This is a genomic window from Acidovorax sp. 100 (genome assembly GCF_003688355.1).
In the GTDB taxonomy this organism is placed as follows: domain Bacteria; phylum Pseudomonadota; class Gammaproteobacteria; order Burkholderiales; family Burkholderiaceae_C; genus Acidovorax; species Acidovorax delafieldii.
Map to the genome: position 1 here is coordinate 1,352,154 of NZ_REFD01000001.1, position 21,909 is coordinate 1,374,062.

The following is a 21,909-nucleotide window of genomic DNA, read 5'->3' on the forward strand; positions in this document are numbered from 1 at the left end:
CCGTATGCGCCCCCTCTTTATTGTTCGCACCCTGGCCACCCTGGCCTTGGCGTGGGCCGCTGCCGCCGCCTGTGTGGCCCTGCAGACCCCGCTGCCCTGGATGATCGGCCCACTGCTGGCCACTTCTGTCGTGTCGATGGCCGGCGGCCCCACCGAAAGCTGGGGCCCGCTGCGCAACGCCGGGCAATGGACGATTGGCGCCGCGCTAGGCCTGTATTTCACGCCCCAGGTGGTCGCGCTGATCGGCGGCCTGTGGTGGGCCATCGTGCTGGGCATTGCGTGGGCGCTGTTCCTGGGCTGGCTGTTTGGTGCGTGGCTTTACCGCGTGCATGCGCCCCGCATGCACGGTGTTCCTGCGCCGATGCTGCGCGCCACCAGCTACTTTGCCGGCGCGATTGGGGCGGCGTCCGAGATGACCTTGTTGTCCGAGCGCGAAAACGCACGCACTGACCTGGTGGCTGCCAGCCACAGCCTGCGGCTGCTGATCGTTACGGTGACCATTCCGTTCGCGCTGCAGTTCAGCGGCCTGCACGGCCTCGATATCCTGCCGCCCACGCTGCGGGTGGTGAACTGGCCGGGGCTGGCGCTGATGGCGCTGCTGACCGGTGCAGGGGCGTTGCTGATGGACCGGCTGGGCCGCGCCAACCCCTGGTTCATGGGGGCGATGCTGGTGTCCATGGGCCTGACCATGGCGGGCCAGAGCCTGTCGGCGGTGCCCCAGGGCATGGTCAACGCAGCGCAGCTCGTGATCGGGGTGAGCCTGGGCGTGCGGTTTCGCGCGGAGTTCTTGCACACCGCGCCGCGCTGGCTGGCGTCGGTGGCGCTGGGCACGGTGGCGCTGATGGGCGTGTGCGCACTGTTTGCCGGTGCCCTGGCCTGCGCGACGGGGCTGCCCTGGGTCACCTTGCTGCTGGGCACTTCGCCCGGCGGCATCACCGAGATGGCCATCACGGCCAAGGTGCTGCAGCTGGGGGTGCCCGTGGTGACGGCGTTCCAGGTGTGCCGGCTGATTGCGGTGCTGATGCTGGTGGACCCGCTGTACCGAAAAATTTACCCGCCTCCCGGGACCTGATGCCTCGCAGCGGCCGATTGTGGTGGGTGGGGCCACGGCCTCCCGCACAATCAGGGTCCATGGCGATGCGTTCGCCCATACAACCATCTTGCGCGCGGCCCTGGACGGCTGCATATCCTGACCATGAGCATCAAGTACAACTTGGGCGGCCGCCCTCCACAGAGTCTTCAGACCCAGCAATCGGCATTGTTCGAACAGGCTCTGCGCTTGCACCAGCAGGGGCAGTTGGCACAAGCCAATCAAATTTACAACGCTATCCTGCAGGCCAATTCGCGCCATTTTGGCGCCTTGCACATGCTCGGCGTTCTGGCGTACCAGACGGGGCACCACCAGGCTGCATGTGACTTGATGGCGCAAGCGATTGCACAGCAGCCAAAGGACCCCGCGCCCCATGTCAATCGCGGGCTTGCTTTGGGTGCATTGGGACTGCGCGAGGAGGCGCTGGCGCATTTTGATCGTGCCATTGCCCTGCGCGCTGATTTCGCCGAGGCCCATGTCAACCGCGGAAAGACACTGGTGGAGTTGGGGCGGGTTCCAGAGGCCCTCCAGAGTTACGATCTGGCCATCGCAACCCAACCCCGGATGGCAGCCGCCCACAACAACAAGGGAACCGCGCTTCGGACGTTGGAGCGGTTGGATGAGGCCTTGGAGTGCTACCAGCGGGCGTGTGCGCTGGATGGCAACTATGTTGATGCGCTGCTGAACATGGCAACGCTGCACGCGGCACTTGGCCAGGCAGATGAGGCGCTGGCTGGCTTCGACCAGTTGCTCGCGCTGCAACCTCAACACGCCCAAGCCCACAACGGCAAGGGCGCGATCCTGGCGCAGAAGGAGCAGTGGGCGTTGGCGGTACCGCACTTCCAGGCCGCCATTCAGTCGGACGAGAAGCTGGTGTCAGCACACAAGAATCTGGGGCAGGCATTGCATGCGCTGGCCCAGTATGCCCAGGCCGTGCCTGTATTGCGAAAGGCTGCAGAGCTGCAACCCGATGACCTGGACATCCTTGCCTTGCTGGCCGTCGCGCAGACCGATGCAGGGCAGTTTGCCGACGCGCTTGGCACATACGACTTGGCCATCTGGATGGCCCCGGACAGGCCTGGCTTGTACTTCAACCGCGCGGGTCTCCACGTACGATTTAACAGACATGCGCAGGCGCTGGCAGACTTCATGGCGGCGTCCGATATGCAGCCGGACAACCAGAATTTGTTCGGCTGGATTGCGAACAGCCGTGTTCACGCGTGCGACTGGAGCGGGCTGTCTGCCGATTTGAAGCGCTGCGAAGAAAGTATTCGTGCTGGGGAAAACAATGTGCCGCCTTTTGTGGCGTTGTCGTTGTTTGACGCCCCCGCATTGCAGATGCAGGCTGCTATCAATCGCGTAGCGGCAGACTTCCCGGAAAACCATTCTCTGGGCGCCATTTCTCAACGTGCGCCCTCTCAAAAAATCCGCGTGGGCTACTATTCCGCAGATTTTTACGGCCATGCGACTGCATTCCTCATGGCGGAGCTTTTTGAAAAGCACGACCGGCAGCGTTTTGAGTGGTTCGCGTTTTCCTACGGGCCGAATGTCCAGGACTCAATGCGAGAACGCCTGGCCGCCAGCTTCGATCACTTTATCGACGTGCGTGAGCACAGAGACATTGATGTTGCCCGCATGTCCAGAGAGTTGGGCATAGATATCGCCGTCGATCTGAAGGGCTTCACAACAGACCAGCGCTTTGGAATTTTTTCCCATCGCTGTGCTCCCGTGCAGGTCAGTTACCTGGGATATCCGGGAACGACAGGGGCGCCTTATATGGACTACGTCGTGGCCGACAGGGTGGTCATTCCGGTAAAGGAGAGAGAGTTCTTTACCGAGAAGGTGGTGTACCTGCCGCACAGCTACCAAGTCAATGACGCGAAGCGCAGAATCAGTGACAGGGTGTTCACGCGTGAGGAACTGGGGCTTCCAAGCAGTGGTTTCGTATTTTGTTGCTTCAACAACAATTACAAGATTCGTCCCCCGGTTTTCGACAGCTGGATGCGCATCCTGCAAGCGGTGCCGGGCAGTGTCTTGTGGCTCTTCGAAGGCAATGCCAGCGTCATGGACAACCTGCGCGCAGAGGCGCAGTCCAGGGGTATAGCCGGTGATCGCCTGGTGTTTGCCCCGCGCATGCCGTTGGACGATCACTTGGCGCGGCACCGCTTGGCCGACCTGTTCCTTGATACCTTGCCGTACAACGCCCACACCACTGCGAGTGACGCGCTCTGGGCAGGCCTGCCAGTCCTGACGCGGGCAGGCCAATCGTTCGCGGCGCGAGTGGCCGCCAGTCTGCTGCAGGCGGTAGGAATGCCGAAGTTGGTGACCCACACTGCAGAGGAATATGAAGCGCTCGCCATTGCGCTGGCGCAGGACCCTGTCCGGTTGCAGGCGCTGCGCGACAAACTGGATGCGGAAAAGATTCACGCCCCGCTCTTCAACGCAAAACAGTTTGCGAGCGGCATGGAGGCGGCGTATCTGGCAATGCACGCGCGTTGTGTGCAAGGCCTGCGTCCCGATCACATCGAGATATGAGTGGCTGGTAGCCGCCCCCGAGCGACGGGGGCGGGACTCGAAGCTCCCGCTTTCAGTGCACCACCACCGGGTTCTGCGCCAGGCCCGCGTAGCGGTCCAGTGCATCTTCCACTTCCTCCTGGGTGGGCGTGTCGCGCTGCCAGGCCAGGATCTGTTCCTGGAACATCTCGGCCCAGGAACCGTCCAGGTAGACCTCTTTGCCGGAGCGCTTGTCCACGATTTCAAAACCATGGCGCGCAAGCTGGGGAACGGCGGGGGCGGTGTCGTTGAGCACCTGGGCGCTCTTTTTCTCCACGGCATCGGGCAGCATATGGACCACCACGAAGGATTCTGAGTCGTAGAGCATGTGCATCGTGTTCCCCTTGTCGATATAGATGTCAGATGACAGCGGGTGCGCAGAGTTCAAGGGCCCCGGGCCAAGCCACGGCTTTTGTCCCCTGCTGCGTTGCAGTATTTCATGAAAAACGGAGCACGCCGGGTTCGCGGGGCTTTTTTGCCCGGATGGCGTATGGGCGCAACACTCCGTGCGGCGCGAGCGATCGGAGGCAGTGCTTTGAACAGGTTCTCAGGGTGGGCTGCTGGCGCGCAGCAGCAGGTCGGCGAAATCGCCGTTGCCCTGGGTGAGCTTGATGCGAACGGGCAGATAACCCAGTCCCGGCGCCACCCAGAGTTCGGCCTTCTGGTCGTAGTCCTTGCGGGGCAGGCGCAGCAGCTTGAGGGCGGGCGTGGGCCCGGCGGGCAGGTCCAGGGTTTCGGGGCCTTCCACGGTGAAGGTCCAGCGGTCGGCGCTGCGGGCGCTCACCGTGGTCAGCGTGATCTGGGTGCCGGGCGCAAAGCGGCCCGGGTCTGCGGCCAGCATCGCGCCCAGCTGGATGAACAGGCTCAGGCGGTCCTGCACGCCCGGCCCTGCCGCCGCGTCGGGCGTGTTGGCGCTGAAGGTGACACGGCCCTTGGCGTAGTCGAAATGGGCGGCCTGCTCGGTGCGGGATTTGTCAGAGAACTTTTCGGGCAGCAGCCCCTGCGCTGTGACCGTGCCCACGCTGCGCTGCGTGCGGGTGCCTACCAGGAAGGCGCTGATCTCCTGGCGCGCCTCGTAGCGATTGTCGTCGTGCTGCCACAGCAATTCGGCCCGGGCGCTGTAGGCGAACTTTTTGGCCTGGCCGCTCACATCAAACGCGAGGCGCGTGGGGGCAGGCATGCGCACGGGCGGCGGTGGGGCGCTGGCACTGCGGCCGGTGCCTCCGGGCGGGCGGATGTCCACGCCCGTGCCGGGCTGGGCGTCTTCAGCCGTGGGCTCTGGGGGGGCGGCCGGTGCCGATGCCGCAGGCGCGGGCGCCGGGGCGGCGTCGTCGGCAGGCGTCTCAGGGGTTGCGCTGGCCACGGTGGTTGCGGCACCAGGGTCCGCAGGCGCGCCGACTTCCGTGACAGGGGCGGCAGCCAGTGGCGCCTCGGGACGGTCTGTGGCAACAGGGGCTGGGGGGCGCTTGGGGGAGGGCGCCTTTTTACGGGCCGGGGGCTGCGGTGCGGCAACGGGGACGGCGGTCACGCCGGGAGGCTCAACGGCTGCGGGAGGCGGCGCGGGCGCGATGCTGCGCGTGCTGAACACTTGGCGGGACGGCTGCGCGGGGCTGTCCCAGGCCAGGGGTACGCCGCTGAGCACCAGCCAGTGCAGGGCCAGCACCAGGGCCGTGATGAAAACCAGCGCGCGCCGTGGCATTTCGTCCGTGCGTGGCGGGGCCGTCAGGCGCTGCCCGCGCCCAGGTCGCTGGACAGCTGGGCTGCGGCCGCGCGCAGCGGCGCATCAATGGCGCCGCCCCATTCGGGGTCAAAGGTGGCGATGGATCCCAGCGTGGTGATGCCAAGCTCCAGGTGACCGTCGGCATCGAACACCGGCGCGCAGAAGGCGACGATGCCCGGCAGCAGCGTGTCCACCACGCGGGCGGCGCCGCGCTCGCGCACCTCGGCCAGCAGTGCGTTCACTTCGGCCATGGTGGCGGGCAGGTCGGTGCGGCGCATCTTCACGGCGCGGGCCAGCTCCTCTTTGAGCAGCGGCGCCACCACCTCGGGCGACATGAAGGCCGCAAAACACCGGCCCGTGGCCGACGACAGCAGCGGCATCACGTCGCCCAGGCGCAGGTTGGCGGTGACGGCCTGGGGCGATTCCTCCCAGTGCACGATGGTGGGGCCGTGGTTGCCCCACACGGCCAGCGCCAGCGTGTGGCCGATGGTTTCCATGAGCGCGGGCATGCGTTCGCGGGCCAGGCGCACGCCATCGAGCCGCGTCAGCGAGGCCAGCCCCAGCTTGAGTGCGGCCGGGCCCAGGTCATAGCGCGCGGTGCGGGGGTCTTGCGTGACTAGGCCCAGGCGCTGAAAGCTCACCAGATACCGGTGCGCTTTGGCCGCGCTCATGCCCGCCGAGGCGGCCACATCCTTGAGCATCAGCGGTCCGCGCGAGCGCGTCAGCCCTTCCAGCAGGGCAAAACCCACCTCGACCGATTGAATTCCTGCACGTTCTTTGTCCATGTGCACTAAAATTTGCGAGTTTTGTTTAGTTAAATCAATTTACCCAAGCGTAATTTTCGCTAGCGGTGCCCATCAACCCTTCTGAGACAAAGGTCCTGCCACCATGAAACTCGCTACCTACAAAGACGGCTCGCGCGACGGCCAACTGGTTGTCGTCTCCCGCGACCTGGGCACGGCCCATTATGCGACCGGCATTGCCAGCAAGATGCAGCAGGTGCTGGACGATTGGGGCTTCCTCTCGCCCCAGCTGCAGGACCTGTACGACCAGCTCAACAGCGGCCGCGCGCGCCACGCCTTCCCCTTCGACCCCGCCCAGTGCATGGCCCCGCTGCCCCGCGCCTACCAGTGGGCCGACGGGTCTGCGTACATCAACCACGTTGAACTGGTGCGAAAAGCGCGCAACTCCGAAGTGCCCGAAAGCTTCTACACCGACCCCCTGATGTACCAGGGCGGCAGCGACGACTTCATCGGCCCCTGCGACGACGTCGTGGTGCCCAGCGAAGCCATGGGCATCGACTTCGAGGCCGAGATCGCCGTCATCACCGGCGACGTGAAGATGGGCACCAACGCCGACCAGGCGCTGGACGGCATCCGCCTGGTGATGATTGCCAACGACGTGAGCCTGCGCAACCTGATCCCGGCCGAGCTGGCCAAGGGTTTTGGTTTCTTCCAGAGCAAGCCCGCCACCGCCTTCGGCCCCGTGGCCGTCACACTGGACGAGCTGGGCGACGCCTGGGACCACGGCCGCGTCAACCTCACCGTGCAGTCCACCTGGAACGGCCGCAAGGTCGGCATGTGCGACGCGGGGCCTGAAATGACCTTCCACTTCGGCCAGCTCATTGCCCACATCGCCAAGACGCGCAACGTGCGCGCCGGCTCCATCGTGGGCAGCGGCACCGTCAGCAACAAGGGCGTGGAGCAGAACGGCCGCATGGAATGGCCCAAGGGCTACAGCTGCATCGCCGAAAAGCGCTGCATCGAAACCATCCAGGACGGCAAGCCCAGCACCGACTTCATGAAGTTCGGCGACACCATCCGCATCGAGGTCAAGGGCAAGGACGGCGCCAGCATCTTCGGCGCCATCGACCAGACCATTGCCGCACCGGCCGCCTGAGGCCCCGCAGAGCAAAATTTGAATAAAAACGGCTGCATGCGCTAGAGGAACATGCGCTTGCAGCTATCAAATTCATAGTATCAAGGAGACAACCCCATGCAACGCCGTACCCTCTTGTCCGCCCTGGCCGCCGCAGGCGCCACCACCGCCGCGCCCTGGGCCGCCGCCCAGTCCGCCTGGCCCGACCAGCCCCTGCGCTGGGTAGTGCCGTACCCCGCCGGTGGCGGCACCGACGTGCTGGCCCGCACCGTGGCTGAGGCCATGCGCCAGACGCTGGGCCAGCAGATCGTGGTGGACAACCGCCCTGGCGCATCCACCAACATCGGTGGCCAGATGGTGGCCACGGCCAAGCCCGACGGCAACACCTTCATGTCGGCCGACAACGCCATCCTGGCCTACAACGAACACCTGTTCACCAAGCTGCCGTTCAACCCTGAAAAGGACTTCACCTACGTGGGCGGCATCAGCCGCTTTCCGCTGGCGCTGGTGGTGCACCCGGCGTTTGAAGCCAAGACGGTGAAGGAATTCCTCGCCTACGCGCGCGCCAACCCCGGCAAGCTCAACTACGCATCGCCCGGCAATGGTTCGCCACACCACCTGGCGATGGAGATGTTCAAGAACCGCACCAAGACCTTCCTCACCCACATCCCCTACCGCGGCGCGGCGCCTGCCCTGCAGGACGTGATGGGCGGCCAGGTGCCCTGCATGTTCCTGGACCTGGCCGCTGGCCTTCCCGTCATCACCTCGGGCAAGGTGCGTGCGCTGGCCATTGGCTCGGCCAAGCGCGTGGCCGCGCTGCCGGACGTGCCCACCTTGGCAGAAGCCGGTGTGCCCAACACCGAAGTGTTTGCGTTCCAGGGCATCCTGGCGCCCGCCGGTCTGCCCGCTGCGATCACGGCGCGCCTGAACGGCGACCTGAACAAGGCCCTGCTCAACCCCGCCGTGGTCAAGCGCATGGCCGACTTCGGCATGGAAGCCCTGCCCGGCACGCCCGAGCAGTTCCGCGCCATGGCACGCTCCGAGTCCAAGCGCTGGGGCGAGATCATCAAGGCGGCAGGCGTGAAACTCGACTGACCCCCCTGAGCGGCTGCGCCGCTTCCCCCCAGGGGGACGCACCCGGTGGCCTGGCAAAGCCAGTTCCACGGGTGCACTCGCTTGGCGGTGCGCCCTCTGCGGAGGGGGCAGCGGTGTTTCTTACTCCGGCAGGTGGCACACCGCCTCGATGTTGTTGCCCTCGGGGTCGATGACAAACGCGCCGTAATAGTGGGGGTGGTAGTCGGGCCGCAGGCCCGGGGCGCCGTTGTCTTGGCCCCCGGCTTCGATGGCGGCGCGGTAGAAGGCATCGACCTGGGCCCGCGTGGCGGCCCGCCACGCCAGGTGGCAGCCCGTGGTGGCGGGCGGGCCGCCGTAGGGCGAGGGGCCGTCGATGAACCACACATCCGCCTTCTTGCCGTCGGGCTCAGACGGAGCCGGGTAGGCATAGCCCAGCATGTTCGAGCCGTAGTTGCCTTCAAAACACAGGCTGTAGCCCAAAGGCGCGAGGGTGGCGGTGTAGAACGCCTTGGTGCGGGCGATGTCGGTGACGCGGAAGGTCATGTGGTCCAGCATGGGAGGTCTCCTCGGGTTGTGGTGCCCTGATTTATACCTGAAAGACTGTTTATAAATACAGTATTTTTCAGTCCGACACACAATCTGCCGCGCGGGTGGTGCTACGCCCCCTGCATGGCCCGCAGTTCATCAGGCCCACCCCTCCAGCACCAGCTTGCCCCGCGCCTTGCCGCTCTCGATCAGCGCATGCGCGCGCTTCAGATTCTCGGCATTGATGGTGCCAAAGCGCTGGTCCAGCGTCGTGCGAATCAGCCCCGCATCCACCAACTGCGCCACCTCGGTCAGCAGCCGGTGCTGGCCGATCATGTCGGCGGTGCCGAACAGTGCGCGGGTGAACATCAGCTCCCAGTGCACCGACACCGACTTGCGCTTGAACTTCGTCACGTCGAGTGAGACGGGGTCGTCGATCAGCGCGAACTGGCCCTGCGGCGCGATGGCCTCGACGATCTGGTCGAAGTGCGCGTCGGTCTGCGTGAGGCTCACGACGATGTCCACCGTGGGGTGGCCGATGCGGGCCAGCTCTTGTGTGAGCGGCTGGCTGTGGTCGATGACGTGGTGGGCGCCCAGGTCGCGCACCCACTGCTGCGTTTCGGGGCGCGATGCGGTGCCGATGATCGTGAGGCTGGTGAGCCGCGCCGCCAGCTGTGTGAGGATAGAGCCCACGCCGCCGCTCGCGCCAATGATGAGCAGGGTCTTGTGGGTGGGCTGCTTGCCAGGGGCCACACCCAGGCGGTCAAACAGCAGCTCCCACGCGGTGATGGTGGTCAGCGGCAGCGCGGCGGCTTCGGCAAAGTCCAGCGATTGGGGGGCATGGCCCACGATGCGTTCATCCACCAGGTGCAGTTCGCTGTTGGTGCCCTGGCGTGCGATGGAGCCCGCGTACCAGACGCGGTCGCCGGGCTGGAACAGCGTCACATCCGGGCCCACGGCGCGCACGATGCCGCTGGCGTCCCAGCCCAGCACCTTGTAGTCGGGGCCGTCACCGCTGCGCGAGCTGCTTTTGCGCACTTTCGTATCCACGGGGTTGACCGAAAGGGCGTGCACTTCCACCAGCAGATCGCGGCCGGTGGCCACCGGGTCGGGCAAGGTGATGTCGAGCAGCGACTCGGGGTGGTCGATGGGGTGGGCGGTTTGGTAGCCAACGGCTTTCATGATGGGTTCCTTGAGGTGCAAAGGGGGTTGAAGCGGGGGATATGCGAAGTTCGGAAGGGCGCGTGGTGCCGTTTTCAGGCCACTTCAGCCGCGCCAGCCCGGGCCTTGGGCGCAGCCAGCGGGGCCGGTGCGTAGTCGCTGTAGCCGTGTGCGTCGCCGCCAAACAGCGTGGCCGCATCGAATGGGGCCAGTGGCAGCCCGGCGGCATAGCGCGCAGGCAGATCGGGGTTGCCAATGAACGGGCGGCCAAACGCCACCAGGTCGGCCATGCCGGACGCGAGGATCTGGTGCGCGCGTTCGGGTGTGTACTGGCCCGCCACCATCACACGGCCGCTGAAGGCGGTGCGTAGAGCCTGGCGGAATTCATCTGGAATGCGGGGGGCGTCGTCCCAGTCGGCCTCTGCCAGGTGGATGTAGGCCAGGCCCAGCGTGTCCAGCTCGCGCGCCAGGTGCAGGATGGTGGGGATGATCTCCGGGCAGTCCATGCCGCGCTGCGTGATGAACGGGGCCAGGCGCATGCCCGTGCGTTCGGCGCCGGCCTCGCTGGCCACGGCTGCGGCCACTTCGCGGGCGAAGCGGGTGCGGTTTTCCAGCGGGCCGCCATAGGCGTCGGTGCGGTGGTTGGAGGTCGTGCGCAGAAACTGGTCAAGGAGATAGCCGTTGGCGCCGTGGATCTCCACGCCGTCGAACCCTGCGCGCATGGCGTTGGCGGCGGCACGGCGGAAGTCGTCCACCACGCCAGGAATCTCGGCGGCCTCCAGCGCGCGAGGCACGGGGCAGTCGAGCATGCGGCCCACGCCGTCTTCGCCTGCCACCCATACCCGTGCCGCCGGGGCCAGGGCCGAGGGCGCCACGGGCAGCCCATCGGCATGGAAGCTGGCGTGCGACATGCGGCCCACGTGCCACAGCTGCAGCACCATGCGCCCGCCCGCGGCGTGCACCGCTTCGGTCACGCGGCGCCAGCCTTGCACCTGCGCCTCGCTGTAGATGCCAGGCGTGAAGCTGTAGCCCTGGCCTTGGCGTGACACCTGGCTGGCCTCGCTGACGATGAGGCCCGCACTGGCGCGCTGGGCGTAGTAGTCGGCCATGAGCGCGTTGGGCACGTCGCCCGGCTGGCTGCTGCGGGCGCGCGTCATGGGCGCCATCACGATGCGGTGGGGCAGTGCCAGCGGCCCCATCTGCAGGGGGCGGAACAGGGCGGGTGTGGCGGTGTGTGGGGTGGTGGTCATGGCAGGGGCTCGGGTCGGCGGCAGGCCGGTGTGGAACATGACGTGAATGGTGGGCTTTCTGCAATAGTTTTTAAATAGACGGTTGATTGAAAGAATATTCAAAGAAAATTTGAATACTAGCCCCTGGTGGTGGTGTCGTTCCATCGCCGTCGTCTTCCCTTTCCCATCCACCCTCGCCATGAAAAGCCTGCAAGACCTCGACATCTTTGTGCGCACCGTGGACAGCGGCAGCCTTTCGGCCACGGCCCGTGCGCTGGATCTCACCCCCGCCGCCACGAGCGCCGCGCTCAAGCGGCTGGAGGCCGAGCTGGGCGTGGCGCTGTTCGTGCGCTCCACGCGCAGCCTGCGGCTCACACAGGAGGGCGCGCTGTTTCTGGAGCACTGCCGCCCCGCACTCGCCGCGCTGCAGCAGGTGCAGGGCCAGCTCGCCAGCGGCCGGGCGGGCGAGCTGCGTGGCCTGCTGCAACTGGCGGCCCCGTCCGACCTGGGGCGCAATGTGCTGCTGCCCTGGCTGGATGCCTTCCAGGCGCTGCACCCCGGCATCGACATCCGCCTGCAGCTGTCGGACCGCATGGCCAATGTCTACGGCGAGCCGGTGGATGCCGCCTTCCGCTACGGCAAGCCGCAGGATTCGAGCCTGGTGGCGCTGCCGCTGGCCGCCGAACACCGGCGCGTGCTCTGCGCCGCCCCCTCCTACCTGGCAGCGCACGGCACGCCCGATACGCCCCACGCCTTGGCTGCGCACGATGGCCTGTGCTTCATGCTGGGCGAGGACGTGCACGACCGCTGGCGCTTCTGGGACGCATCGGGCCAGGAAGTGATGGTGCGCGTGCGCAGCCGCAACGTGGCCAACGACGGCGACGCGGTGCGCCGCTGGGCGGTGCTGGGCCGGGGCATTGCGTACAAGTCGTACTTTGATGTGGCCGACGACTTGGCCGCCGGGCGCCTGGTGCCGCTGTGCCCCGGCTGGACCACCGAGGCCGTGCCGCTCTTCCTGGTGGCGCCCAGCCGCCGCCAGTTCACGCCGCTGGTGCGGGCGCTGCGCGACTTCATGGCCGAGCGGCTGCAGGCGCTGATGGAGCGGGCGCCGTACTGAGTGCGTGTTGACGACACCCGCTGGATCGTCAACAGGCTCCCAGCGCTAGCAGCAGTCGCATACGCTACGCCCGACGTGCTGCATGAGGCTCTGCTGGCGGCAGGGCTATCGCACGCGCGACCGGCACCGGGCTCCCGTGCGCCGCACAATCGCGCCCTTGCTGTCGCAACCCAGGGCGGCGCGCCCCCTGCGCCCTCCCGCGCGGTCAGGTTCCTGGTGATGCCGCGACGGCCTTTGACGGAGAAAGACCAACATGCTGAATTTCGACTTCCACAACCCCACCCACATCGCCTTCGGCCAAGGCCGCATTGCCGACCTGGCCAAGCTCGTGCCCGCTGCCGCCAAGGTGCTGATCCTTGTGGGCGGTGCCAGCGCCGAAAAGACCGGCACCCTGGCCGAGGTGCGCGCCGCGTTGGGCGAGCGCCAGCACGCCACCTTCAGCGGCATCGAGCCCAACCCGAGCTACGAGACCTCGATGAAGGCCGTGGCGCAGATCCGCGAAGGCGGGTTTGACTTCTTGCTGGCCGTGGGTGGCGGTTCGGTGATCGACGCCACCAAGTTCATCGCGGCCGCTGTCCGTTTTGAAGGCGATGACCCCTGGGCCATCCTCGAAAAGCACGGCCGCAACATCAAGGGCGCCATGCCGTTTGGTTCCGTGCTCACGCTGCCCGCCACGGGCTCGGAGATGAACAACGGCGGCGTCATCACCCACCGCGCCAAGGGCGCCAAGCTGTCGTTTGGCAGCGTGCACACCTACCCGGTGTTCTCGGTGCTCGACCCCACCAAGACCTACACCCTGCCACCCCAGCAACTGGCCAATGGCGTGGTGGATGCGTTTGTGCACACGGTCGAGCAGTACCTGACCTACCCGGTCAACGCACCCGTGCAGGACCGGTTTGCCGAAGGCATCCTGCAGACGCTGATCGAGATCGGCCCGCGCCTGCTGACTGCCCCCGAGCCGGTGTACGACGACCGCGCCAACCTGATGTGGGCCGCCACCATGGCGCTCAACGGCCTGATCGGCGCGGGCGTGCCGCAGGACTGGGCCACGCACATGATCGGCCACGAGCTGACGGCGCTGCACGGCATCGACCACGCGCGCACCCTGGCCATCGTGCTGCCCGCGCTGCTGAACGAGCGCCGGGTGGCCAAGCGCGCCAAGCTGCTGCAGTACGGCGAGTACGTGTGGGGCATCACCACCGGCAGCGAGGACGAACGCATCACTGCCGCCATCGAGCGCACGCGCGATTTCTTTGAGAGCATGGGCATCGCCACGCGCCTGTCGGGCTACGGCCTGGGCAGCGAGGTGGTGAACACCGTGGTGGCGCAGCTGGAAGCGCACGGCATGGTGACGCTGGGCGAACAGCGCGAGATCACCCCGGCGGTGAGCCGCCGCATCCTCGAAGCTGCGCTGTAAATGGTGGTGGGCGGGGAGGGCGGACCTATGGTTCTCTCTCCTGCTCGCCCCGCCTGCGCTGCATTTCGCGCCGCGCAGCAGCGTTTCGTCGCAGGGCGCTGGAGCCCGCCCCTTGCGCCGCCTACAGTGCCGTCAAGCCACCTCCTTGGGTGGCATTTGACGAAAGGCGCACCGTGACCCTCATCCTCATCCTGGCCCTCCGCTCCGCGTGGCGCAACGCCCGAGCCCCGTTGCTGGCAGCTTTTGTGGCCATGCTGGCCTGGGCCGCGCCGGCATCGGCCCAGCACGCCGGCCTGCGCACCCTGGTGGTACCGGGCGCAGAGCCCGTGACCGTGGCGCTGTTCTACCCCACGCCGGTGGTGGCGAGCACCCAGCCCATGGGGCCCTGGCGGCCCGTGGTCACGCCGGGCGCCCCGGTGGCAACCGCGCCCCTCAAGGGCCTGATCCTCATCTCGCACGGCACGGGCGGCCATGAACTGGGCCACCACAACCTGGCCACGCGCCTGGCGGCCGACGGCTATCTGGTGGCGGCGTTGCGCCACCCGGGCGACAACTGGGAAGACCGGTCGATGATTACCTCGGGCCGCTACTTCAGCGAGCGCCCCCGCCAGGTGAGCCGCGTGCTGGACGCGCTGCTGGCCAGCCCCGAATGGGGCCCCCGCATTCCGGCCGGGCGCATTGGTGCCGTGGGGCATTCGGCAGGTGGCTACACCGTGCTGGCCCTGGCCGGTGCGCAGGCCGAACCGGCCCGTGCGGCACAGCACTGCCGCAGCGTGTCGGACGACCCCGGCTTTTGCAGCCTGGGCAAGCTGCCCGCCCGTGGCCAGGCCGCCCAGACTTCCAAGGAGGCACCTGTGGCCGCCACCGCGGCAACCACACAGGCCGGCGCCCCTGCGCTTGATGGTCCGCTGGTCTCGGTGGCAGACCCCCGCATCCGCGCCGTGGTGGCCATGGCGCCCATGGCTGTGGTGTTCACGCCAGACAGCCTGAAGGCCATCAGCGTGCCCGTGCGGCTGATGGTGGCCGAGCGCGATGCCGTGCTTGTGGGCCCCTACCACGGCGGCTATGTGGCAGCGAATTTGCCGTCTGCACAGGCCAGTACGGTGCCGGGTGCAGGCCACTTCGCCTTCATGGCCCAGTCTGTCTGGCCGCTGGCGTCCGAGGCGGGCGACGCCGCCGCCAACCCCGAAGGCTTTGACCGGGTGGCCTACCACGCCACGCTGGAGAACGAGGTGGCGGAGTTCCTGGCTAGGCAGCTGCGTTGACAGGTTGAGGGCCCGCAGGTGCTGTAGCGCCGTGCTGTAAGCCAATGCCGCAAACCGGCCTGCATGGCGGGACAACGGGCCCGATGGCTGGTACGGTGATGGTTTGGTTTTTCCGATCAACCCCCCCACACCGAAAGCGACTTCCATGGCACACATCCTCATGGTTCTGACGTCCCACGACCAACTGGGCGACACCGGCAAAAAGACGGGCTTCTGGCTGGAAGAGTTTGCGGCACCGTACTACGTGTTCAAGGATGCAGGCGTGCAGATCACGCTCGCATCGCCCCAGGGCGGCCAGCCGCCCCTGGACCCCAAAAGCGACGACGAAAGCGCCCAGACCGATGCCACGCGCCGCTTCAAGGCCGATGCTTCAGCGAAGCAGCAGCTGGCCAGCACCGTGCCCCTGTCCAGCGTGAAGGCCGAGGACTTTGATGCCGTGTTCTACCCCGGCGGCCACGGCCCGCTGTGGGACCTGGCGGAAGACGCGCAGTCCATTGCCCTCATCGAAAAGACCTTTGCGGCCGGCAAACCGCTGGCACTGGTGTGCCACGCACCCGGCGTATTGCGCCACACCAAGGCGCCCGACGGGACGCCCCTGGTCAAGGGCAAGAAGGTCACTGGGTTTACCAACAGCGAAGAAGACGCGGTGCAGTTGACCCAGATCGTGCCCTTCCTGGTGGAAGACATGCTCAAGGCCAACGGCGGCGTGTATTCCAAAGGCCCTGACTGGGCACCCTATGTGCTGACCGACGGCACGCTGATCACAGGGCAGAACCCGGCATCGTCCGAGCAGGGCGCCCATGCCTTGCTGAAGCTGTTGGGGTAAGGGGCCGCGAAGGAACCCTGCACAGCCGCAGATCCTGCGCAGAACGGGTGTTTGCGCAGGTTAAGGGTAAAAATGGCTTCAAGCGCTAGTGGATATTGCGCTATCAGCTATTGAATAGATAGCAAACCCAGCATCTCAAGCTGCCCTCAGGCCGTGGTGCCGACGCGGGCCCCGGCATCCATGCCGGCATCGGCGGCGCCTGTGGCCTCCACTTCCACCAGACAGTCATAAAACGTGGGCGCGCGGCCCAGGTCGGTCAGCGCCTGGCTGGTCACCTCGTTCACGTTGGTGCCGTTCAGTCCCAGCTTGCGCCACCAGATGCCCAGGCCGTTGACCACGCCGGGCCGTGCGCGGCGCGAGACGGTGGCGTGGCACAGGTAGCTGCCCCGGTCGTTGAACACGCGCACCACGGCGTCGTTGGCAATGCCGCGTGCTTCGGCATCGTCGGGGTGGATCTCCAGCACGGGGCGGCCCTCGATGTTGCGCAGGCTCTGCACATTCACGAAGGTGGAGTTCAAGAAGTTGCGCGCGGGCGGCGAGATCATGGCCAGCGGGTGGCGGGCGTCCGTGCCCTGCAGTTCGTAGTTGGGCAGGTGGTCGGGCAGGCCGTCCAGGCCCTGGGCGGCCAGGCGGGCGCTGTAGAACTCGCACTTTCCAGAGGGTGATGGGAAGTTGCCTTCGGCGAACGGCGCATCGGGCAGCGCCAGCGTGGCAAAGCCTTGGCTTTCGAGCAGTGCGTAGTCCACTGCGTCGCCAAACGCCTGGCGGCACAGGGCCTCGTCGCTCTCGGCAAAACAGGGCTCGGCAAAGCCCATGCGCGCCGCCAGGTCGCGGAAGATCTGCGCATTACTGCGTGCCTGGCCCTGGGGCGCAATGGCGGGGCGGTTGAGCAGCACGTCGGTGTGGCCGTAGCTCAGGTGCACGTCCCAGTGCTCCAGCTGCGTGGTGGCGGGCAGGATGTAGTCGGCGTAGTCGGCCGTGTCGGTCTTGAAGTGTTCCAGCACCACGGTGAACAGGTCTTCGCGTGCAAAGCCTTGCACCACCTTGCCCGAGTCGGGCGCCACGGCCACGGGATTGCTGTTGTAAACCACGATGGCCTCGACCTTCGGGCCGAAGGTGGGCGAGGCCTCGCGCAGCATGTCGTCGCCAATGGTGGACATGTTGATGGTGCGCGGTGTCTGGGCGGGCATCAGGTCGGGCCGCTGCAGCACGGCGCGCTGCGCCGGAAACTGTCCCGAGCTGGACAGCAGCACACCGCCCGCGCGGTGGCGCCAGGCGCCTGTGAGCGCAGGCAGGCAGGCCACGGCGCGCACCGCATTGCCGCCGCCGCGCACGCGCTGCATGCCGTAGTTCAGGCGGATGGCGGCGGGCTTCGTCGTGCCGTAGTCCTGGGCCAGCTGGCGAATCTGCTCCACCGGAATGCCGCACACCTCGGCCGCGCGCTCGGGCGGCCACTGCAGTGCGCGCTCGCGCAGCGGGTCCCAGCCCAGCGTGTGGCGGGCGATGTAGTCGTGGTCCAGCCAGTCGTTCGCGATCAGCTCGTGCATCAGCGCCAGGGCCAGCGCGGCGTCGGTGCCGGGGCGCAGGGCAATGTGCTCGTGGCATTTGTCGGCCGTCTCGCTCTTGCGCGGGTCGATGCACACCAGCTTGGCGCCATTGCGCTTGGCCTGCTGGGCGTAGCGCCAGAAGTGCAGGTTGCTGCCGATGGAGTTGCTGCCCCAGATGATGATGAGCTGCGATTCGGCAAAGAACTCCACCTTCATGCCCACCTTGCCGCCCAGGGTCTGCACCAAGGCCTCGGCCCCGGCCGATGCGCAGATGGTGCGGTCCAGTTGCGAGGCGCCGAGCTTGTGGAAGAAGCGCCGGTCCATGCTCTCGCCCTGCACCATGCCCATGGTGCCCGCGTAGCTGTAGGGCAGGATGGCTTCGGGCGCGCGCGCGGCGATGGTCTGCAGGCGCTGGGCGATGTCGGCCAGGGCCTCGTCCCAGGTCACGGGCACGAACTGGCCGGCGCCCTTGGCGCCCGTGCGCTTGAGCGGCGTGAGCACGCGCTCGGGGTGGTAGCTGCGCTCGGTGTACTTGCTCACCTTGGCGCACAGCGCGCCATCGGTGTGGCGGTGGTCGGGGTTGCCCTGCACGCGGGTGGCCACGCCATGCTCGTCCACGGTGGTGAGCAGGGCGCAGGTGTCGGGGCAGTCGTGGGGGCAGGCGCCGCGCACCTGAATCAGTGCCGATGGAGGGGAATTAGCGTCAGAAGGCGTGGGCATTCGGGGGCTGGATCGTTAAACTGGCTGTCAGGGTTGGAACGGGCGTGCATATGGGTCCCCCGTTTCCAAGGGGCTGCCTACCGGCAGTGCAGAGGGGCATGCCCCTTCTTTCTTCTTACAAGAGCAGAGATTTCACCATGAACCAGACAGTATTGGGGCGCAGGCAGTTTTCGGTGGGCATGGGCGCCGTGGCGCTGGGCGGGTTCGGCCTGGCGCGTGCGCAGGGCGAGGGGCGCATCGTGCTGGGGCAGTCGGCCGCCTTCACCGGCCCGGCGGCGCAGCTGGGCGTGCAGTTCAACCAGGGCGCCAAGCTCTTTTTTGACCAGCTCAACGCCCAGGGCGGCGTGGGCAAGCGCATGGTGGAGATCCGCACCATGGACGACGGCTATGAGCCCGACCGGTGCGCCGAGAACACCCGCAAGCTGATTGCCGACGAGGTGTTTGCCCTGTTTGGCTACATCGGCACTCCCACCAGCCTGGCGGCGCTGCCACTGTTCACCAAGGAGAAGGTGCCGTTTTTTGGCCCCTTTACCGGTGCCGAGGCGCTGCGCCAGCCGTTCAACCGGCTGATCTTTCATGTGCGTGCGTCCTACTACGACGAAACCGCGCTCATCGTGCGCCAGCTCACCAACCTGGGGCTCAAAAAGATTGCGGTGTTCTACCAGAACGACGCCTATGGCAAGGCGGGGCTCGATGGCGTGAACCGCGCGCTGGCCGAGCTGAAGCTGACACCTGTGGCGACGGCCACCGTGGAGCGCAACTCCACGGACGTGAAAGCGGCCGTGGACAAGCTGGTGCCCGCCACGCCCGATGCCGTAGTGCAGATCACAGCCTACGCGTCGGCTGCCGCGTTTGTGCGTGCGGCGCGCAAGGCGGGCTTTGGCGGCACGTTCTACAACGTGTCGTTTGTGGGCACCCAGGCGCTGGCCGACGAGCTGGGCAAGGACGGTGCGGGTGTGGTGGTGTCGCAGGTGGTGCCCTCGCCCTACCAACCCTCGCGCCAGATCACGCGCGAGTTTCTGGAGGCCATCAAGAAGGGCGGCGACAAGGTGCAGCCCAACTACTCCAGCATGGAAGGCTATCTGGCTGCACGCGTGTTCGCCGAGGGCCTGCGCCAGGCCCAGGCCGGCGGAAAGATCACGCGCGAGAGCTTCATCACTGGCACCGAGTCCATCGGCAACCAGGTGATCTCGGGCTTTCCGGTGTCGTTCAGTGGCACCAGCCACGCAGCCTCGAAGTTTGTCGAGATGTCGATGCTGACCGGGGACGGCCGGGTCAGGACCTGATCCCATTCAGGAGGGGGCGCGTTGGCCCCCGCCGCTGCGCAGTTATCAGCCCAGCGTGCGCGTGCGCGCCAGCCCCTGCATGAACGCCTCGCAGCGTCCTAGCTGCTCCAGGCTCACGTACTCGTCGGGCTGGTGGGCCTGCTGGATGCTGCCGGGGCCACACACCACGGTGGAGATGCCCGCGTTCTTGAACAGCCCCGCTTCGGTGCCAAAGGCCACCAGGGTGGTGCCTTTTTCGCCCGACAGCTCCTGCGCCAGGCGCGTCACCGGGTCGTCCTTGCTGCCCAGGAAGCTCGGGATTTCGCAGATGGTTTCGAATTCAAAGCCTGCTGCGGGCGCCACCTTCTTCATCGCAGGCTCCAGCGATTTGGCGTAGGCCACCACCTCGGACTGCATCTGCGCAGCATTGGCTGTGGGCAGGTCGCGGAACTCGTAGCGGAACTCGGCGTCTCGCGGCACCACGTTGTCGGCAATGCCACCATGGAACTGGCCCACGCTGCTGGTCGAGAACGGCACGTCAAAGCCCTCAAAGCGGGGCTCGTTCTTTTCAAAGTCTTCCGCCATGTCGCGCACCCGGCCCACCACGCGGGCGGCCATCTCGATGGCGTTGACCGAATGCGGCGTGAGGGACGAATGCGCCTCCTTGCCACGCACGCAGCACTTGTAGCGGTACACACCCTTGTGCGCGATGGCGGGGATCATGCTGGTGGGCTCGCCCACGATGCAGGCCAGGGGCTTGATGTTCGCGTCGCGCAGGTCGGCGATGAGTTCCTTCACGCCGAAGCAGCCGATCTCCTCTTCGTAGCTGAAGGCCAGATGGACCGCAAAAGGCGCGTCGCTGTTCAGGAACTGCTCTGCGTGCGACACGGCAATGCCAATAAAGGCCTTCATGTCGGCACTGCCGCGCCCGTACAGGTTACCGTCCTTGACCAGGGCACTCAGCGGGTCCATGGTCCAGTCCTGACCATCCCACGGCACCGTGTCGGTATGGCCCGAGAGGATCACGCCCGCCGGCTTGCCCTCGCCCAGGGTGGCGAACAGGTTGGCCTTGGTCTTGTCGTCGTTGAAGGTCAGGCGGCTTTTCACGCCCAGCCTGGCCAGATGGTCGCGGATGAAATGGATCAGCTCCAGATTGGAGTTATGGCTGACGGTGTTCATGCGCACCAGGGTTTGCGCAAGTTCGAGGGCGTGGGCAGAAATCATGGAGTGGCTAGCGAATAACCCGGGTTGGCACGTGTGTTGCTGTCGGGCTAGACTGTGAGATCGTAAGGACACATATCATGAACGTTATTGACTCCATCGTCACCCAGGCGGCCAGTATTGCAGCGGTGCGCCGGGACATTCACGCCCACCCCGAGCTGTGCTTCGAAGAGGTGCGCACCGCCGACGTGGTGGCGCAAAAGCTCACCGAGTGGGGCATTCCCATCCACCGGGGTATGGGCAAAACGGGCGTGGTGGGCATCGTCAAGGGGCGCGACGGTGGCGCCAGTGGCCGCGCGATTGGCCTGCGCGCCGACATGGACGCACTGCCCATGCAGGAGTTCAACACCTTCGCCCACGCCAGCAAACACCAGGGCAAGATGCACGCCTGCGGCCATGACGGCCACGTGGCCATGCTGCTGGCGGCGGCCCAGCACTTTGCCAAGCACCGCAATTTCGACGGCACCGTGTACCTGATCTTCCAGCCGGCCGAAGAGGGCGGCGGTGGGGCCCGCGTGATGATCGAGGACGGCCTGTTCGAGCAGTTCCCCATGGAAGCCGTGTACGGCATGCACAACTGGCCAGGCATGCCGGTGGGCACCTTTGCCGTGAGCCCCGGCCCGGTGATGGCATCGACCAGCGAGTTCAAGATCACCCTGCGTGGCAAGGGCGGCCATGCGGCGCTGCCGCACACCGGCATCGACCCGGTGCCGATTGCCTGCGGCATGGTGCAGTCCTTCCAGACCATCATCAGCCGCAACAAGAAGCCCGTGGACGCCGGCGTGATCTCGGTCACCATGATCCACGCGGGCGAGGCCACCAACGTGATTCCCGACAGCGTCGAGCTGCAGGGCACGGTGCGCACCTTCACCACCGAAGTGACGGACCTCATTGAAAAGCGCATGCGCCAGATCGCCGAGAACCACTGCGCTGCGCACGATGCCACCTGCGAGTTCGAGTTCGTGCGCAACTACCCGCCCACCGTCAACTCGCCCGCCGAGGCCGAATTTGCCCGCAAGGTCATGACCGGCATCGTGGGGGAAGAGCGTGTGGTGGTTCAGGAGCCCACCATGGGTGCTGAAGACTTTGCCTACATGCTGCAGGCCAAGCCCGGTGCGTATTGCTTCATTGCCAACGGCGACGGCGCCCACCGCGAGATGGGCCACGGCGGCGGCCCCTGCATGCTGCACAACCCCAGCTATGACTTCAACGATGACCTGATCCCGCTGGGCGCGACCTACTGGGTCAAGCTGGCCGAGGAATGGCTGGCCCAGCCCGCCAAAGCGGCCTGAAGCAGCTTG

18 protein-coding genes are annotated in these 21,909 nt (G+C 66.5%); 10 read left to right on the forward strand and 8 right to left on the reverse strand.

Annotated elements, in window-relative coordinates; all coding sequences use genetic code 11:
• Positions 1–4: 4 nt before the first annotated feature.
• Together C8C96_RS06355 and C8C96_RS06360 are read left to right on the forward strand one after the other, a co-directional pair.
• Positions 5–1,072, forward strand: a complete 1,068-nt coding sequence (locus C8C96_RS06355; protein WP_121941790.1) for an AbrB family transcriptional regulator — start codon at positions 5–7, stop codon at positions 1,070–1,072.
• Positions 1,073–1,195: 123 nt separating this feature from the next.
• Complete coding sequence (locus C8C96_RS06360) at positions 1,196–3,625, forward strand: tetratricopeptide repeat protein (protein WP_121941791.1); 2,430 nt, start codon at positions 1,196–1,198, stop codon at positions 3,623–3,625.
• A gap of 52 nt (positions 3,626–3,677) precedes the next feature.
• Here C8C96_RS06360 and C8C96_RS06365 read toward each other — a convergent pair whose 3' ends face one another.
• The 3 genes from C8C96_RS06365 to C8C96_RS06375 form a co-directional block, all read right to left on the reverse strand.
• Positions 3,678–3,977 carry a DUF3567 domain-containing protein gene (locus C8C96_RS06365; RefSeq protein WP_055392879.1) on the reverse strand — a complete coding sequence of 100 codons (300 nt, stop codon included), beginning with the start codon at positions 3,975–3,977 and terminating at the stop codon, positions 3,678–3,680.
• 213 nt (positions 3,978–4,190) lie between these two features.
• On the reverse strand, positions 4,191–5,342 hold the full coding sequence (locus tag C8C96_RS06370) for a DUF3108 domain-containing protein (RefSeq protein ID WP_121941792.1): 1,152 nt from the start codon (positions 5,340–5,342) through the stop codon (positions 4,191–4,193).
• 23 nt (positions 5,343–5,365) lie between these two features.
• Positions 5,366–6,148, reverse strand: coding sequence for an IclR family transcriptional regulator (locus tag C8C96_RS06375; protein ID WP_056059824.1), 783 nt, complete (start codon positions 6,146–6,148; stop codon positions 5,366–5,368).
• Positions 6,149–6,251: 103 nt separating this feature from the next.
• Between C8C96_RS06375 and C8C96_RS06380 the strand changes: the two genes are divergently transcribed.
• Complete coding sequence (locus tag C8C96_RS06380) at positions 6,252–7,262, forward strand: fumarylacetoacetate hydrolase family protein (protein WP_056059821.1); 1,011 nt, start codon at positions 6,252–6,254, stop codon at positions 7,260–7,262.
• A gap of 96 nt (positions 7,263–7,358) precedes the next feature.
• Positions 7,359–8,336 (forward strand): tripartite tricarboxylate transporter substrate binding protein, encoded by a 978-nt coding sequence (locus C8C96_RS06385; RefSeq protein WP_056745756.1) that lies wholly within the window; start codon positions 7,359–7,361, stop codon positions 8,334–8,336.
• A gap of 120 nt (positions 8,337–8,456) precedes the next feature.
• Here the strand turns inward: C8C96_RS06385 and C8C96_RS06390 are convergent, their stop codons facing one another.
• The 3 genes from C8C96_RS06390 to C8C96_RS06400 form a co-directional block, all read right to left on the reverse strand.
• Positions 8,457–8,870, reverse strand: coding sequence for a VOC family protein (locus tag C8C96_RS06390; RefSeq protein ID WP_121941793.1), 414 nt, complete (start codon positions 8,868–8,870; stop codon positions 8,457–8,459).
• A 129-nt stretch (positions 8,871–8,999) separates the two neighbouring features.
• A complete protein-coding gene (locus tag C8C96_RS06395) occupies positions 9,000–10,022 on the reverse strand; it encodes a zinc-binding alcohol dehydrogenase family protein (protein WP_121943905.1) in 1,023 nt (340 codons plus the stop codon).
• Positions 10,023–10,096: 74 nt separating this feature from the next.
• Entirely contained in the window at positions 10,097–11,251 is a 1,155-nt protein-coding gene (locus C8C96_RS06400) for an alkene reductase (protein WP_121943906.1), read from the reverse strand.
• Positions 11,252–11,429: 178 nt separating this feature from the next.
• On the opposite strand from C8C96_RS06400, the gene C8C96_RS06405 reads away from it, so the two are divergent.
• The 4 genes from C8C96_RS06405 (at position 11,430) to C8C96_RS06420 (ending at position 15,855) form a co-directional block, all read left to right on the forward strand.
• The gene (locus C8C96_RS06405) at positions 11,430–12,347 is read left to right on the forward strand and encodes a LysR family transcriptional regulator (protein WP_121941794.1); all 918 of its coding nucleotides are present in this window, start codon (positions 11,430–11,432) and stop codon (positions 12,345–12,347) included.
• 253 nt (positions 12,348–12,600) lie between these two features.
• Positions 12,601–13,764, forward strand: coding sequence for an iron-containing alcohol dehydrogenase (locus C8C96_RS06410; protein ID WP_121941795.1), 1,164 nt, complete (start codon positions 12,601–12,603; stop codon positions 13,762–13,764).
• A 251-nt stretch (positions 13,765–14,015) separates the two neighbouring features.
• Positions 14,016–15,029 (forward strand): alpha/beta fold hydrolase, encoded by a 1,014-nt coding sequence (locus C8C96_RS06415; protein WP_199737519.1) that lies wholly within the window; start codon positions 14,016–14,018, stop codon positions 15,027–15,029.
• Positions 15,030–15,174: 145 nt separating this feature from the next.
• On the forward strand, positions 15,175–15,855 hold the full coding sequence (locus C8C96_RS06420) for a type 1 glutamine amidotransferase domain-containing protein (RefSeq protein ID WP_121941797.1): 681 nt from the start codon (positions 15,175–15,177) through the stop codon (positions 15,853–15,855).
• Positions 15,856–16,001: 146 nt separating this feature from the next.
• Here the strand turns inward: C8C96_RS06420 and C8C96_RS06425 are convergent, their stop codons facing one another.
• A complete protein-coding gene (locus C8C96_RS06425; protein ID WP_121941798.1) occupies positions 16,002–18,122 on the reverse strand; it encodes a molybdopterin-dependent oxidoreductase in 2,121 nt (706 codons plus the stop codon).
• Positions 18,123–18,259: 137 nt separating this feature from the next.
• Between C8C96_RS06425 and C8C96_RS06430 the strand changes: the two genes are divergently transcribed.
• Positions 18,260–19,408 carry an ABC transporter substrate-binding protein gene (locus tag C8C96_RS06430; protein ID WP_056745736.1) on the forward strand — a complete coding sequence of 383 codons (1,149 nt, stop codon included), beginning with the start codon at positions 18,260–18,262 and terminating at the stop codon, positions 19,406–19,408.
• A 45-nt stretch (positions 19,409–19,453) separates the two neighbouring features.
• On the opposite strand, the gene argE is transcribed toward C8C96_RS06430, so the two are convergent.
• Complete coding sequence (gene argE, locus C8C96_RS06435; RefSeq protein WP_121941799.1) at positions 19,454–20,611, reverse strand: acetylornithine deacetylase; 1,158 nt, start codon at positions 20,609–20,611, stop codon at positions 19,454–19,456.
• A gap of 77 nt (positions 20,612–20,688) precedes the next feature.
• On the opposite strand from argE, the gene C8C96_RS06440 reads away from it, so the two are divergent.
• Entirely contained in the window at positions 20,689–21,900 is a 1,212-nt protein-coding gene (locus tag C8C96_RS06440) for a M20 aminoacylase family protein (protein ID WP_121941800.1), read from the forward strand.
• Positions 21,901–21,909: the final 9 nt, after the last annotated feature.